The sequence below is a fragment of the Streptomyces sp. NPDC055078 genome, from assembly GCF_053607985.1.
In genome coordinates, this window is record NZ_JBSGUP010000153.1 from 1 (window position 1) to 14,112 (window position 14,112).

13 protein-coding genes are annotated in these 14,112 nt (G+C 69.5%); 8 read left to right on the plus strand and 5 right to left on the minus strand.

The window, feature by feature from the left end:
• Positions 1 to 27: 27 nt before the first annotated feature.
• Positions 28 to 573: an ATP-binding protein gene (locus tag ACWF94_RS15655; protein ID WP_453487901.1), complete on the minus strand. Its 546-nt coding sequence runs from the start codon at positions 571 to 573 to the stop codon at positions 28 to 30.
• A 354-nt stretch (positions 574 to 927) separates the two neighbouring features.
• Between ACWF94_RS15655 and ACWF94_RS15660 the strand changes: the two genes are divergently transcribed.
• The 3 genes from ACWF94_RS15660 to ACWF94_RS15670 all read left to right on the plus strand — a co-directional run bounded on the left by ACWF94_RS15660 (position 928) and on the right by ACWF94_RS15670 (position 4,131).
• Positions 928 to 1,827: a helix-turn-helix domain-containing protein gene (locus tag ACWF94_RS15660; RefSeq protein ID WP_453487902.1), complete on the plus strand. Its 900-nt coding sequence runs from the start codon at positions 928 to 930 to the stop codon at positions 1,825 to 1,827.
• A 72-nt stretch (positions 1,828 to 1,899) separates the two neighbouring features.
• Positions 1,900 to 3,357, plus strand: coding sequence for an aldehyde dehydrogenase family protein (locus tag ACWF94_RS15665; RefSeq protein ID WP_453487903.1), 1,458 nt, complete (start codon positions 1,900 to 1,902; stop codon positions 3,355 to 3,357).
• A gap of 225 nt (positions 3,358 to 3,582) precedes the next feature.
• The gene (locus ACWF94_RS15670) at positions 3,583 to 4,131 is read left to right on the plus strand and encodes a DinB family protein (protein WP_453487904.1); all 549 of its coding nucleotides are present in this window, start codon (positions 3,583 to 3,585) and stop codon (positions 4,129 to 4,131) included.
• 159 nt (positions 4,132 to 4,290) lie between these two features.
• On the opposite strand, the gene ACWF94_RS15675 is transcribed toward ACWF94_RS15670, so the two are convergent.
• The gene (locus ACWF94_RS15675) at positions 4,291 to 5,001 is read right to left on the minus strand and encodes a bleomycin resistance protein (RefSeq protein WP_453487905.1); all 711 of its coding nucleotides are present in this window, start codon (positions 4,999 to 5,001) and stop codon (positions 4,291 to 4,293) included.
• Positions 5,002 to 5,063: 62 nt separating this feature from the next.
• Here ACWF94_RS15675 and ACWF94_RS15680 point away from each other — a divergent pair, with 62 nt between their 5' ends.
• The 3 genes from ACWF94_RS15680 (at position 5,064) to ACWF94_RS15690 (ending at position 7,498) form a co-directional block, all read left to right on the plus strand.
• Positions 5,064 to 5,705, plus strand: a complete 642-nt coding sequence (locus tag ACWF94_RS15680) for a PadR family transcriptional regulator (protein WP_453487906.1) — start codon at positions 5,064 to 5,066, stop codon at positions 5,703 to 5,705.
• Between the two features lie 87 nt (positions 5,706 to 5,792).
• Positions 5,793 to 6,728 carry an ATP-binding cassette domain-containing protein gene (locus tag ACWF94_RS15685; protein WP_453487907.1) on the plus strand — a complete coding sequence of 312 codons (936 nt, stop codon included), beginning with the start codon at positions 5,793 to 5,795 and terminating at the stop codon, positions 6,726 to 6,728.
• Positions 6,725 to 7,498, plus strand: a complete 774-nt coding sequence (locus ACWF94_RS15690) for an ABC transporter permease (protein WP_453487908.1) — start codon at positions 6,725 to 6,727, stop codon at positions 7,496 to 7,498. The genes ACWF94_RS15685 and ACWF94_RS15690 overlap by 4 nt, the downstream gene beginning before the upstream one ends.
• A gap of 148 nt (positions 7,499 to 7,646) precedes the next feature.
• On the opposite strand, the gene ACWF94_RS15695 is transcribed toward ACWF94_RS15690, so the two are convergent.
• Positions 7,647 to 8,237, minus strand: a complete 591-nt coding sequence (locus ACWF94_RS15695; protein WP_453487909.1) for a TetR/AcrR family transcriptional regulator — start codon at positions 8,235 to 8,237, stop codon at positions 7,647 to 7,649.
• Between the two features lie 85 nt (positions 8,238 to 8,322).
• On the opposite strand from ACWF94_RS15695, the gene ACWF94_RS15700 reads away from it, so the two are divergent.
• Positions 8,323 to 9,336 carry a saccharopine dehydrogenase gene (locus ACWF94_RS15700; RefSeq protein WP_453487910.1) on the plus strand — a complete coding sequence of 338 codons (1,014 nt, stop codon included), beginning with the start codon at positions 8,323 to 8,325 and terminating at the stop codon, positions 9,334 to 9,336.
• Positions 9,337 to 9,347: 11 nt separating this feature from the next.
• Here ACWF94_RS15700 and ACWF94_RS15705 read toward each other — a convergent pair whose 3' ends face one another.
• A complete protein-coding gene (locus ACWF94_RS15705) occupies positions 9,348 to 10,772 on the minus strand; it encodes a glutamate decarboxylase (RefSeq protein WP_453487911.1) in 1,425 nt (474 codons plus the stop codon).
• A gap of 483 nt (positions 10,773 to 11,255) precedes the next feature.
• Between ACWF94_RS15705 and ACWF94_RS15710 the strand changes: the two genes are divergently transcribed.
• A complete protein-coding gene (locus ACWF94_RS15710) occupies positions 11,256 to 11,975 on the plus strand; it encodes a DedA family protein (protein ID WP_453487912.1) in 720 nt (239 codons plus the stop codon).
• A gap of 122 nt (positions 11,976 to 12,097) precedes the next feature.
• Here ACWF94_RS15710 and ACWF94_RS15715 read toward each other — a convergent pair whose 3' ends face one another.
• A complete protein-coding gene (locus ACWF94_RS15715; RefSeq protein WP_453487913.1) occupies positions 12,098 to 13,789 on the minus strand; it encodes a threonine/serine exporter family protein in 1,692 nt (563 codons plus the stop codon).
• Positions 13,790 to 14,112: the final 323 nt, after the last annotated feature.

Here is a 14,112-nt window from a genome sequence, read left to right on the forward strand (position 1 = left end):
CGACAAGGGTCCGGCCTCAACACCGGCCTATCCCAGCCGGAAGAGCGCCCACACGATCTTTCCGTGCGGTGCCCCAGCGAGCGGGTGCCACCCCCAGCTGTCGCTGAAGGAATCCACCAGAAAAAGACCCCGGCCGGACTCGGCCGTGCCCTGAGGGTCCGGAAACCACGGCTCGTCCCCGTCGGCACGGCCGTCGCCGTCGAACGAGTCCGCCGGGATCTGCGGGCTCTGCGGGATCTCCGGACTCGGATCGCGCACCGCGCACACCAGTCGGCCCGGCCAGCGCATCAGATGCAGCCGTACGGGCGGGTCATGGCTCTCTCGGGGGGGCTCGCCGGGCAGGGCGTGCCGCAGTGCGTTGGTGACGAGTTCGGACACGACCAGCGCGACATCGTCGAACCGGTCGCCGAGATCCCACCGCGCCATCGTCGATTCCGTGAACTTGCGTGCCCCGCGCACGGCTTCATAGCGGGCGGGCAGTGAGCACGAGGCCGAGTTGGAGACCCTTGCGGGATCGATCAGGGGAGGACCCTGCCGTAACGGCTTGAGCATGGTCGATCCATTCGTCCCCATGCGAGGCACTCCCCGGGAATCGCGGCTGTGGCGCTACAACACGAACGAGCACGCAGGTGCGGCGAGGACCATGGTTCCCAATGCGCAGGGCAGATGCAAGGGCAGATGCACGTGCACGCGCCCGTAACGTCCCTGTCCGTGGGGGTTGTTGGTCATATCTTTCTCCATGGCGATTCATGGTCTTCCCAAGCGCTTCCCATATCCGTAACCGAATGAGTACTCGCTGAAGTGTTTTGGTGGCAGAATCGCGCTCTTGGGGTGCGGGGGGTACCTCACCCTGTAGAGACGGCGGCACCCGGGACGCCGAACAGCGCCGGTCCAGCCGAACAGCACGGGTGCAAGGGGATGAGAGATATGGGGAGGGTTGGAGTCGTGACCGCAAGCCAGTCGTGGGCCGAAGAGCCGGGTGGTGGATCCGTGGTGCGGCGCATCCTGCTGGGCTCTCAGTTGAGGAGGCTGCGCGAGTCGCGCGGCATCACCCGGGAGGCAGCCGGATACTCGATCCGCGCATCGGAGTCAAAGATCAGCCGTATGGAGTTGGGCAGGGTGAGTTTCAAGGCCCGGGACGTCGAGGATCTGCTGACGCTCTACGGAGTCGCGGACGAACTGGAGCGCGGCGCCCTGCTCGGCCTCGCCAAGGAGGCCAATGTCGCCGGCTGGTGGCACAGCTATGGAGACGTCCTGCCCGGCTGGTTCCAGACATATGTCGGCCTTGAGGCCGCCGCCTCCTATATCCGGCTCTACGAGGTGCAGTTCGTCCACGGCCTCCTCCAGACCGAGGCGTACGCCCATGCCGTCGTCACCCGGGGGCAGCCGAACGCTCCCCAGGCCGATGTCGACCGGCGGGTCGCACTTCGGCTGGAGCGCCAGAAGCTGCTGGTGTCCGAGCGCGCGCCCCGGGTCCACGCGGTCCTGGACGAGGCGGCGCTGCGCCGCCCCTACGGCGATCGCGCGGTGATGCAGGGTCAGTTGAAGCATCTGATCGAGATCTCCGAGCAGCCGAATGTCACGCTCCAGATCATGCCCTTCAGCTTCGGCGGCCATGCGGGCGAGAGCGGTGCGTTCGCGATGCTGCGCTTTCCGGAGTCGGACCTGTCGGACATCGTCTATCTGGAGCAGCTGACCAGTGCGCTCTATCTGGACAAGAGGGAAGAAGTCGCCCAGTACGAAAGGGTGATGGAGCGCCTCCAGGAGGACAGCCCGGACGCGGCCGAGAGTCGTGATGTGCTGCGTGGTCTACTCCAACTCACGTAAAGCGCAAGTATAGTTACGTGGCATCAGGCGCGTGTTTGCGAGGTTCCGACGACGGGTGAGGAATCGAGTTCTATGTCCTTGTTCACCGAGCTGGCCTACCAGTACATCGATGGCGAGTGGAGGCCCGGGAGCGGCTCCTGGGACATCATCGATTTCAATCCGTACGACGGGGAGAAGCTCGCCTCGATCACCGTGGCCACCGCGGCGGAAGTGGACCAGGCGTACCGCGCCGCCGAGCGCGCCCAGGTCGCCTGGGGCGAGACCAGCCCCTACGGCCGGCGGGCCGTCTTCGAGAGCGCGCTGCGCATCATCGAGGAGCGCGAGCAGGAGATCACCGCGGCGATCGTCGCGGAGCTGGGCGGCACCCACATCAAGGCCGGATTCGAGCTGCATCTCGCCAAGGAGTTCCTGCGCGAGGCGATCCAGCTGGCGCTGCGGCCCGAAGGAAGGATTCTTCCCTCGCCGGTCGACGGCAAGGAGAACCATGTCTACCGGCTGCCGGTCGGTGTCGTCGGGGTGATCAGCCCCTTCAACTTCCCCTTCCTGCTGTCGATCAAGTCGGTCGCGCCCTCGCTGGCCCTCGGCAACGGCGTGGTGCTCAAGCCGCATCAGAACACCCCGATCTGCGGCGGTTCGCTGGTGGGCAAGGTCTTCGAGGACGCGGGACTGCCGCCGGGCCTGCTGAATGTCGTCATCACCGACATAGCCGAGATCGGCGACGCGCTGATCGAGCACCCCGTGCCCAAGGCGATCTCCTTCACCGGCTCGGACAAGGTCGGCCGGCATGTGGCCACCGTCTGCGCGGCCAACTTCAAGCGCGCGATCCTGGAGCTGGGCGGCAACAGCGCGCTGATCGTGCTCGACGACGCGGATATCGACTACGCCGTCGACGCGGCGGTCTTCAGCCGCTACGTCCATCAGGGCCAGGTCTGTATGGCCGCCAACCGGATTCTGGTGGACCGCTCGGTCGAGCGGGAGTTCACCGAGAAGTTCGTCGCCAAGGTGCGCACGCTCAAGGTGGGCGACCCGGCCGACCCCACGACCCATATCGGCCCGCTGATCAATGTCGGACAGGCCGACGCCGTCACCGCGCTGGTGCGCCAGTCGGTCGAAGCGGGCGCCACCGCCCTGCTGCACGGCGGCGCCGAGGGCACCCTGGTGGAGCCCTCGGTACTGACGGGCATCCCGGCGGACTCCCCGGTGCTGGGCCAGGAGATCTTCGGCCCGGTGGCGCTGATCCTGCCGTTCGACGGGGAGGACGAGGCGGTCCGGATCGCCAATGACACCCCGTACGGGCTGAGCGGTGCCGTGCACACCGCCGATATCGCGCGTGGTGTGCGGATCGCCAAGCGGATCGACACCGGCATGATCCATATCAATGACAGCACGGTCCACGACGAGCCCATCGTCCCCTTCGGCGGCGAGAAGCACTCCGGCAGCGGACGGCTGAACGGCGAATCGATGATCGAGGCGTTCACCACCCAGAAGTGGATCTCGGTGCAGTACGGGCGCTCGCAGTTCCCGTTCTGAACGTTCTCAGGAACGGCGGAACGTCCTCAGGGACAGCGGAACGTCCTCAGGGACAGCGGAACGTCCTCAGGGACAGCGGACCCCTGGCGTTCGCGCGTCATCGCGGACAGAGTCATGGCGGACAGGGTCATTGCGGACAGAGCCTGTCCGCAATGACCCCTAGCGTTTGCGGTGTCGGGAGGAGAGCGGGACGCTCTCCTCGAACCAGCCTGAAGGGTGGACACCATGGTGACGCACGTTCCCGCAGAGGCCCCTGGCGATGAGCGCGGCGCGCTCCTCTCCTTCGTCGAAGCCCAGCGCGGCGCGGTCCGCCGCTCGGTGATCGGACTCACCGAGGAGCAGGCCGCGAGCCACCCGAGCGCCAGTGAGCTGTCGCTGTCCGGGCTGCTCAAGCATGTGGCGGAGACCGAGCTGAACTGGCTGCGGATGGCCCAGCAGAAGCTCAATGAAAGGCAGCGCACGGAGGAGACCTGGGGGGACAGCTTCCGGCTGGTCGACGGGGAGACGATTCCCGAGACGCTGGAGTTCTGGGACACGGTCGCCAAGGAGACGGCGGAGTTCATCCACTCCGTCTCCAGCCTCAACGACACCTTCCCGCTGCCCGAGGCCCCCTGGTTCCCCAAGGAGGGCCGGGTGTCGATGCGCTGGCTGCTGATCCATCTGGTGGAGGAGATCGGCCGGCACGCCGGGCACGCGGACATCATCCGGGAGTCGCTGGACGGCAGGACGGCGTTCGAGCTGGTGGCGCTGGAGCGCGGCGAGAGCTGGGGCTGAGGGCTGTCCCGCAGAGCGGGAGGCCCGGGCAGGCGCGGCTGAACACGGCCCGGCGCGGGTCGGGTCGGACCCGAACGGTACGGCCCGGCGCGGATCGGGTCGAACCCGTACGGTACGGCCCGGCGCGCGGACCGCCCGGCCCGGCTCCGGGCGCGGGTGTCACCCAGTCCGGAGTTCCACCAGCCGGTTCAGCTGATCGCGCACCGACTCCCGCTCCTCATCGGTGAGGCCGACCGCCGCGGCCCGCTCCAGCATCTCCCGCGCCAGCTCCTCGTCCCCCAGCCGCTGCGCGATGTCCCCGCGCAGCACCAGCAGCCGCAGCAGTTGTACGGGGGTGGGCCGCTCGTCCGTCAGCCCCAGCGCCCGGTCGACGATCTTCGCGGCCCCCGTGAGATCCTCCTTGGAGTCCGCGAAGAGATCGGCCAGATGCAGCGCGCGGGCGAAGGTCTCCTTGGGCGCGGGCCGGTGGCTCTGGTCCTCGCTGATCATCTGACCGACCCGGATGGAGTTGCCGCTCGGGTCGGTCATCAGGAACTGCCGCACCCCGTACGACATGTCCTTCAGCGGCCCGATGCGCGGCAGACCGCGGCTGGGGATGCGCCCGTACGCGGCCTTAAGGCCCGTACGGAAGGCGCCGTACAGCGTCTCGACGTCGTCGGTCAGCACATAGCAGCCGGAGTACGACTCCGCGGGGTCGTACTCCTTCATGCCGCCGAACTGCAGCTCCACCTCGCCGCGCTCGACCACGACATAGGCGTACGGAGACTTCTGCCGGAACGTCGTCTCGAAGCCCAGCGCGGTGTAGAAGTCGACCAGTTCCTGGATCAGCTCGGTCCGGCAGGGCAGCAGCGGGATCGTCTTCTCGGTCATACTGGCAGCGTAGTCAAAATTGATTACCCTAGTCAAAGTTGAATAGAAGGGAGTACCGGCCGATGTCAGCGATCCGTCTGCTGGTCCTCGGAGCCGTACGCCAGCATGGGCGGGCGCACGGCTATCAGATCCGCAACGACCTGGAGTACTGGGGCGCGCACGAGTGGTCCAACGCCAAGCCGGGCTCGATCTACCACGCGCTCAAGCAACTGGCGAAGCAGGGCATGCTCCGCGCGCATGAGATCGCGCCGTCCACGGCCGGCGGCCCGCCGCGCACCGAGTACGAGATCACCGGCGAGGGCGAGGCGGAGTTCTTCCGGCTGCTGCGGGAGGCGCTGGTCCGCTACGACCAGAAGATGGACACGCTCTCGGCGGCGGTCGGGTTCATCGTCCACCTCCCGCGCGGGGAGGCGGTGGAACTGCTGAAGGAGCGGGTGCGCGCCATGGAGGACTGGCGGTCGGGGGTGACCGAGTACTACACACCCGCGGACGGGCCGGAGTCGCTGGGGCACATCGGCGAGATCATGAACCTCTGGGTGTCGTCCGCCGACAGCGGGATGGAGTGGACGCGCGGCCTGATCCAGCGGATCGAGGCGGGTGCGTACACCTTCGACGCGGAGGGTGAGCCGTTCGTCGGGGTGCTGGGCGAGGGCGAGGAGAACCCGTACGCCACGGATGTGCGGCACGACGGCGACGAGCATTAATCAAGTTTGACGAGTGACTGATCCGGTGCTACCTTCATCCACCTAGTCAATTTTGACTAATGGGTACGGGTGTGTGAAGGGAGCCGGATGACGGACGCGATCACCGTCGCGGGAGCACGGAAGCGGTACGGGGAGAAGGCGGCGCTGGACGGCCTGGACCTGGCGGTGGCCAGGGGCACGGTCCACGGGGTGCTCGGCCCCAACGGCGCGGGCAAGACCACCGCCGTACGGATCATGGCGACGCTGCTGCGGCACGACGAGGGCGAGGTGCGCGTCGCCGGGTACGACGTCCGCACCGAGGCGGCCCAGGTCCGGCGGCGGATCGGCCTGCTCGGCCAGCACGCGGCCCTCGACGAGGAGCTGGGCGGCCGGCAGAACCTGGAGATGTTCGGGCGGCTCCACCACCTCGGCGCCCGCCGGGCCGGCACCCGGGCCGATGAGCTGCTGGAGCGGTTCGGCCTCGCGGACACGGGCCGCAAGGCGGTCAAGCAGTACAGCGGCGGAATGCGCAGACGCCTCGATCTGGCGGCCTCGCTGATCACCGACCCCGAGGTGCTGTTCCTGGACGAGCCCACCACCGGGCTCGACCCGCGCGGGCGCGCGGAGGTGTGGAGCGCGGTGCGCTCGCTGGTCGGCGGGGGCACGACCGTCCTGCTGACCACGCAGTACCTGGAGGAGGCCGATCAGCTCGCCGACCGGATCTCGGTCATCGACACCGGCCGGGTCGTCGCGGACGGCACCGCCGACGACCTCAAGGCGAAGCTCGGCGGCGACCGGATCGATGTGGTCCTGCGGGACGCGGCCGATCTCGTGGTGGTGGCGGCTCTGCTGCCGTTCGGGCACGACGCCGTCATCGACGAGGACAGGCGGCTGGTCAGCATGGCCGTCGCCGACCGGATGGCCGCGCTGACCGAGACCGTACGGGCACTGGAGACCGCCGGTATCGAGGCGGAGGACATCGCCGTCCGCCGCCCCACCCTCGACGAGGTATTTCTCCAGCTCACCAAGGGGGTTCCCGCTTGAGCACGCACGTACTGACCGACTCGTGGACCATGACCCGGCGCGAGCTGGCGCACTGGGCGCGGCAGCCGATGCAGATCGCCATCGGGCTCGCCTTCCCGGTGATGATGCTGCTGATGTTCGCCTATCTGATGGGCGGCGGCCGGGCCGTCGAGGGCTCGTACATCAACTATCTGATGCCCGGCATGCTCGCGCTCACCATGACGTTCGGCCTGGACGCCACCCTGACGGCGGTGACCCAGGACCTCAACAAGGGAGTCATCGACCGCTTCCGGTCCCTGCCGATGGCCGACTCCGCGGTGCTGGTCGGCCGGAGCGCGGCCGACATGATGATGTCGGCGATCGGCCTGGTACCGATGATCGGGATCGGGCACGCGATCGGCTGGCGCTGGCAGGGCGGTTTCATGGCTCTGCTGGGGGCGGTGGGGCTGCTGCTCCTGCTGCGGTTCGCGATGCTCTGGATCGGCATCCATCTGGCCATGGTCGCGGGCAAACCCGAGATGGTGCAGGCGGCCCAGATCCTGATCTGGCCGGTCGGCTTCTTCTCCAACGCCTTCGCCTCGGTGGACTCCATGCCCGGCTGGCTCGGCGCCGCCGTCCAGTGGAACCCGCTGTCAGCGACCGCGACCTCGGTCCGCGACCTCTCCGGCCTCGACGTCGGCACCTCCTGGCTGGCCGACCACGGGGTGCTGATGGCGGTGGTGTGGCCGCTGGTGCTGGTGGGGATCTTCTTCCCGCTGGCGGTGGGGAGGTTCCGCAGGCTCAGCGACTGAGTACCGGGCGCCGGGGTGCGGTGGGCCCTGCCGGGCGTGGGCGGCGACGAAGGGCCGCTGCTGGGAGCCCAGGTGGTCCGGCGCACCGTTCCGTACGTAGCTGGGGAGGAAAAGTCCGTACGCCGACAGCAGATCCAAGAAACCGTGCCTAACGGTCGGCCCTGGCGTCGAGGCCGCCCACGATCAGGTCGGTCAACGCGGTGACCGCTTCGCCGTCGGTTGCCCGCTCCCGGTTCAGCTCGGCGGCGATCGCCTCGGCCGCACCCAGCACGCCGACGCACCGCAGCCGGAGGGCTTGGGGCGCGAGGCCGGAGTACGGCAGCAGCGCGGTGGCCATCAGGTCCGCGTAGCTGTCGGTCAACTCGTGCTGGATCGCCCGCATGTCCGGGTTTCCTTTCAGCGCGGCGGAAACGGCGCTGAGTTCCGGCATGTCGGTGGCGCAGGCGAAGTAGGCGGTGCTGATGACGCGGGCGACCTCGCCGGCGCTGGGTGCGGCGTCCCGCAACGACTGGGTGATCGCGGCCCGGTGGCGTTCGTCGAGCCGTCGGTAGAGCGCGAGCAGGAGGCCGGGGCGAGTGGCGAAGTGGTCGTATGCGATCGGTCTGCTCACCCCGGCTTCCTCCGCGAGGGTGACCAGCGTCAGGCCATCGGCGCCCTGAGTGCGCACGATCGCCACGGCGGTGTCGAGCAGCTGCTCCCGCCTGGCCTGCTTGGACAGGCGGATCGGTGTGGTGGCCATGGCCCTCCCTTGCGTTCTCACTCCAATCTAAGCTACAAAACGTAGGTTACAAAATGTAGCTTCATGGATGTGAAGGGAACCCACAGTGGGACAGCCGGAATCGGTACTGATCTTGGGTGGTACGGGCCAGGCGGGCACGGGGGCCGCCGCACTCCTGCGCCAATGGCACCCGGCACTGCCGCTGACCATCGCGGGTCGTGACATCGATCGCGCACAGCGGGTGGCCGACGAACTCGGCGCCGCGACGGCCGTGACCATCGATCTGCGGCGCGGCGATCTCGGCCTCCCGGCCGGCCGCGACCACTCGGCGGTGGTCGCCGCGCTCTGGGACGACCACCTGCACGGGCTGCGCTATGCGCAGCATCGCGGGCTGCCGTACCTCAGCATCTCCAGCGGTCTGGTGGACATCGCGCCGGAGGTCGTCGCGGGCGCCCAGCGGGCAAACGCCGCGCCGATCCTGGTGGCCAGCCACTACTGCGCCGGTGCCGTCGTCCTCGCGGCACTGCACTCGGCCCGGCGGTTCGACCGGATCGACACCATCCGGATCAGTGCCGTACTGGACGAACTGGACACCGGCGGGCCCGCGGGACTAGCGGATCTACAGCGGTGGTCCACTGCCACATCGGCGGGACTTGTGCGCCGGGACGGCGTCTTCACCTGGGTCACCGGCCCCGACGCACAGGCGGATGTGCGCAGTACCGACGGCACCGATCTGCCCGGCCAGAGCATCGCCGTCCTCGACGTACCAAGCCTCGCCCACGCGACGGATGCGCCCAACGTCCGCTTCGACTTCGCCGTCGGCGAATCCGCGGGCCGACGCCGCGGCGAACCCGCTTCCTTCGAGGTCCGGATCGACCTCCAAGGCGCAGACCGAGGGGGTGCACCGATCAGGACGAGCCGCCACCTGGTCCACCCGGCAGGGCAGCGCCCCCTGACCGCAACCGGCATCGCCCTCGGCGTCGAGCGCTTGCTCGGGCTGCGCGGCGAAGCCGTCACACCGGGCATCCACACCCCCGAGGCGCTGCTCGACCCGGCCTATGCGGTCGAGCGGATGGCAGAGACCGGCGCCGCCTTCATCAGCGCCCCCGGCGACAGCTGAGCCTCACTTCGTCAGTGGTGGAACGCGGTGGCCGCCGCGCTGTCCCTGGCCAGGGGCTCCGACTGGCGGCGCAGCTCCGGAAGCAGTTTGTCCATGTCCTCCATCAGCAGCGCCGCGAGGTCCGCGGAGAAGCCGTTGCGGCAGACGACGCGCAGGACGGAGAGGTCCTCACGGTTCGCGGGGAAGGTGTACGCGGGCACCAGCCAGCCCTGTTCGCGCAGTCGGCGCGAGACGTCGAAGACATCGAAGTTGGTCACTCCGGGCGCGGTCGTCAGGGCGAAGACGGGCAGTTCGTCGCCCCGGGTGAGCAGCCGGAACTCGTCGATGGCGGCGAACCGGTCGGCCAGGCCCCGGGCGACGTCCCGGGAGGTCTGCTGGACGGCCCGGTAGCCGTCGCGACCCAGCCGCAGGAAGGTGTAGTACTGGGCGACCACCTGGGCGCCGGGGCGGGAGAAGTTGAGGGCGAAGGTGGGCATGTCACCGCCCAGGTAGTTGACCCGGAAGACCAGGTCCTCGGGCAGTTCGGCGGACGAGCGCCACAGCGCCCAGCCGACGCCCGGGTAGACCAGGCCGTACTTGTGGCCGGAGGTGTTGATGGAGCAGACCCGCGGCAGCCGGAAGTCCCAGACCAGGTCCTCGTCGACGAACGGCGCGATCATCGCCCCGGACGCGCCGTCGACATGGACGGGGATGTCCAGCCCGGTGCGCTCCTTAAGGGCGTCCAGCGCGGCACAGACCTCGGCGACCGGCTCGTACGACCCGTCGAAGGTCGAGCCGAGGACGGTGACGACGCCGATGGTGTTCTCGTCGCAGAGATCGGCGGCGGCCCCTGGGTCGAGATGGAACCGGTCGCCCTCCATCGGGACCTGGCGGGCCTCCACCTCCCAGAAGTTGCAGAACTTGTCCCAGCAGACCTGGACATTCACGCCCATGACGAGATTGGGCCGGGCGGTGCCCGGGTAGCGGTCGGCGTTACGGGCGGCCCAGCGGCGTTTGAGGGCCATCCCGGCGAGCATGCACGCCTCGCTGGACCCGGTGGTGGAGCAGCCCACGGCGGCGGTGGGGTCCGGGGCGTTCCAGAGGTCAGCGAGCATGGCCACACAGCGCCGTTCCAGCTCGGCCGTGCGCGGGTACTCGTCCTTGTCGATCATGTTCTTGTCCCGGCACTCGCCCATCAGCACCCCGGCCTGCGGTTCCATCCAGGTGGTGACGAAGGTGGCCAGGTTGAGCCGGGAGTTCCCGTCGAGCATCAGCTCGTCGTGGACGAGTTTGTACGCCGTCATGGGCGGCAGCGGCCCGTCGGGCAGCCGGTGCGTCGGCGGGGCCGCCGTCATACCGCTGACCGGGTCGGCCTCCCCGTAGAACGGGTTCATGGACAGCCTGCGCTGCTCCTGCCCCCGGGAGGAGCGTCCGTCCGTGCCCTGGTGGAGTGGCATGGGCCTGCCGCCTTTCCGCGTCCGCGTGCCGAACGGGCAATTGCCGGGTGGCGCCCGGGTGCTTTCCGCGTGCCCTGAGGGGCACTTCCGCGTCCTCGTGCCGTACGGGGGCACTTCCGGCGCCCGTGCCCGTACGGGCGTCCCGGCTCAGGCTCGTACGGGCGCGACCCGGCCGCAACGCGGGAGGTCCGCCCGGGCCCGGACACCCACCCGGGCGGACGCATCCGTACGTCCGGGTGCGGCACTGTCACACCGCCCGGACCCCCCCGATGTCCGCGAAGTCTGTCTTCATCTGTCTTCGTATGCCTTCGTCCGTCTTCCTCCGGGGGCCTTGGAGCGACAGCTTTGTACCGGCTCGTGCACAGTGCATCCTGGGAGCACCTTGGGAACGCGGAGCGGGGCCGATGCGTTGATAGCGTTGGACGACGGCCGACTTCGCCGATCGCCGTTCGCCCGATCTATGACTCTTGGAGCCCGGACCTCGTGACTACCCTTGCGCTCGGACCGAGCTGGCTGGACCCGGACTATCTGATCAACACGTTCGGCCTGATCGGTGTCCTGGTCATCGTCTTCGCCGAATCCGGACTCCTCATCGGCTTCTTCCTGCCGGGCGACTCGCTGCTGTTCACCACGGGTCTGCTGGTGACCACGGGGAAGCTGGACACCCCGCTGTGGCTGGTCTGCACCCTCATCGTGATCGCCGCCGTCGTGGGCGACCAGGTCGGCTATCTCTTCGGCCGCAAGGTCGGCCCCGCCCTCTTCAAGCGCCCCGACTCCCGGCTGTTCAAGCAGGAGAACGTCGAGAAGGCGCACGAGTTCTTCGAGAAGTACGGCCCCAAGTCGCTGGTCCTGGCGCGCTTCGTGCCCATCGTGCGGACCTTCACACCGATCATCGCCGGTGTGAGCCGGATGAACTACCGCTCGTTCATCACCTACAACATCATCGGCGGGGTGCTCTGGGGCGCGGGCGTCACCGTGCTCGGCGCGGCTCTCGGCAAGATCGACTTTGTGCATGAGCACATCGAGAAGATCCTCATCCTGATCGTGCTGATCTCGGTGCTGCCGATCGTCATCGAGGTGCTGCGGGCCCGCTCCAAGAACAAGAAGGAAGCCCTCAGGACGGCGTCGGAGCCGGGCGCCCAGCCGCCGGCCCAGCCCCAGCCGCCGGCCCAGCCGCCGCGCGGCCGGCACGCCAAGCGCTGACCGCCGGCTCGTGGCGGAGGCCGCGCCCCCGTCCGGTCCGCCCGGGCGGGGTACCGCCGCCGTACCGGTGCCACGCCCTGCGGGACGCGCCCGTACCGGCAGCACGCCCTGGGGGACAGCCGTCAGAACCCTCGGGTCCGCTTCGCCGCGCGCCGGGGCTCGGCGGGGACCGCGCCGCCCGGGACCCTGATGAACAGCCGGGAGATCTCGCCCCCCAGATTCACCCCGATCGCGATGGCCAGCGCCAGCGCGGCGGCCGTGGACAGGGAGGCGAGCCCGGTGTTCAGGTCGCCCTGCGCGATCGCCAGCAGCCCGAAGTAGGTCGCGCTGCCGGGCAGCAGCGGCCCGATCGCGGCGGTGACATAGGGCAGCGCGGAGGCGAACCGGTACCGGGAGAGCATCTGCCCGAACAGACCCACCAGACCGGCGGCGGCGGCCGTCGCCGCGACCGGCGGCACATCGGCGGTGTGGGCGAGGGCCCCGTACACCACCCAGCCGACCCCGCCGTTCAGCGTCACCAGCAGTACGGTGTCGCGGGCCTGCTGGAGCAGTACGGCGAAGCACAGCGAGAGCCCCATCGCCGCCAGCAGCTGCACCTCCGGGCGCTCCACGGCGTGCAGGGCCGTCTCCGGGGTGAGGCCCGCGCCCAGGGCGAGACCCAGATAGAGCACGCTCAGCACGCCGATGACGATGCCGACGATCAGATAGCCCACTTCGAGCAGCCGGGCGGCGGCGGTGATGTAGAAACCCGTCAGACCGTCCTGGACACCCGCGACCAGCGCCCGCCCCGGGATCAGCGCGAACAGCCCACCGGTGATCACCGCGGAGGCGCGCACATCCAGCGGGGAGAGCGTCAGTGCGACGCCCATCGCCGCCGGGGGCATGGCCGCCGTGACGAACTGGTAGAACTCCGGCAGCCCGCGCCCCGCGCACAGCCACGCCAGCCGGTCGCCGAGCATGGCGCTGATCGCCGCCGCCAGGAACACCACCACATTGCCGCCGACCAGTACCGAAGCCGCCCCGGCCAGCAGCCCGCTCGCCGCCGTCAGCGCCCAGCCGGGGAAGGGGTGCCGGTTACGGCGGATCTCCGCGAGCCGGCGGTACGCCTCCTCCAGCGTGATCTCGGTCTCCGTCGAGCTGATGTCATGCACCAGCCGGTAGACCGCGGCCAGCCGGGTGTAGTCGGTGGCCCGGCGGCGTACGGTCCGGTTCGCCGTCACCGGGTCGTCCACCAGCGACGGCTGGTAGGTGATCGACAGCAGGGTGAAGGTCACGGTCGGCTCGCAGCGGTCGAGTCCGTACGAGCGCGAGATGGCGAACATCGCCGCCTCGACGTCCTCGGCGCCCTCACCACCCGCGAGCAGCAGTTCCCCGATACGCAGCGTCAGGTCGAGCACCCGGGGGACGGCGGGACCGGCCTCGTCGTGCCGCTGCACCAGCTCCGGCACCGGCCGCTCGCCCACCGGCATCCGCAGCATCGCCCGCATCCGGTCCTGCCAGGGAGCGTCCTTGGTCAGACTGACCGCGGGGATGCCCTGCGCGGGGGTGAACAGGGGCGGTGAGCGCTTGGCGCGGTAGGTGCTCGGCGGGGCGAACGCGGAGCCCTCCGGTTCGGGCGGCGAGGTCTCGGTCGCGGCGCCCGGCGGGAGTGCGAACTCCGAGGTCGGCTGGTCCTCCTCAGGGGCCTCGGGACGCCCGACACCGGCCGGCGGGGCGAAGGCGCTGTGTGCCTCGTCGGACTGGGGCTTGCGGTCCTCCGGGCCGGGAGCCGCCTCCGGCCCCGGGCCCTTCGGGCCTTCCGGCTCCGCCACCACGCGCTGCCTCGCTCCCTCTCGCTCCTTGCCCGCCCTGCTCTGCTGCCTTGCTCTGCTGCCCTGCTCCGCCGTTCTGCTCCGCTGTCTGGCTTCGCTGTCTGGCTTCGCCGTTTCGCTCTCGTGCCTCGCTCTCGCGCCTCGCTCCGGCGTGCGCCGTCCCGTATCCGCGGGTGCCAGCTCAGTATGTGCGTGGACATGCCGACGTACGACCCCGGGACGGTCGCCCGGACCCATGCCCCGGACACCCGGCCGGACACGCGCCGGGAGAGCCGACCCGACCCGCGCGCAGGGTTCAGGTCAGTCGGACGGGGCCGGCCCCGTCC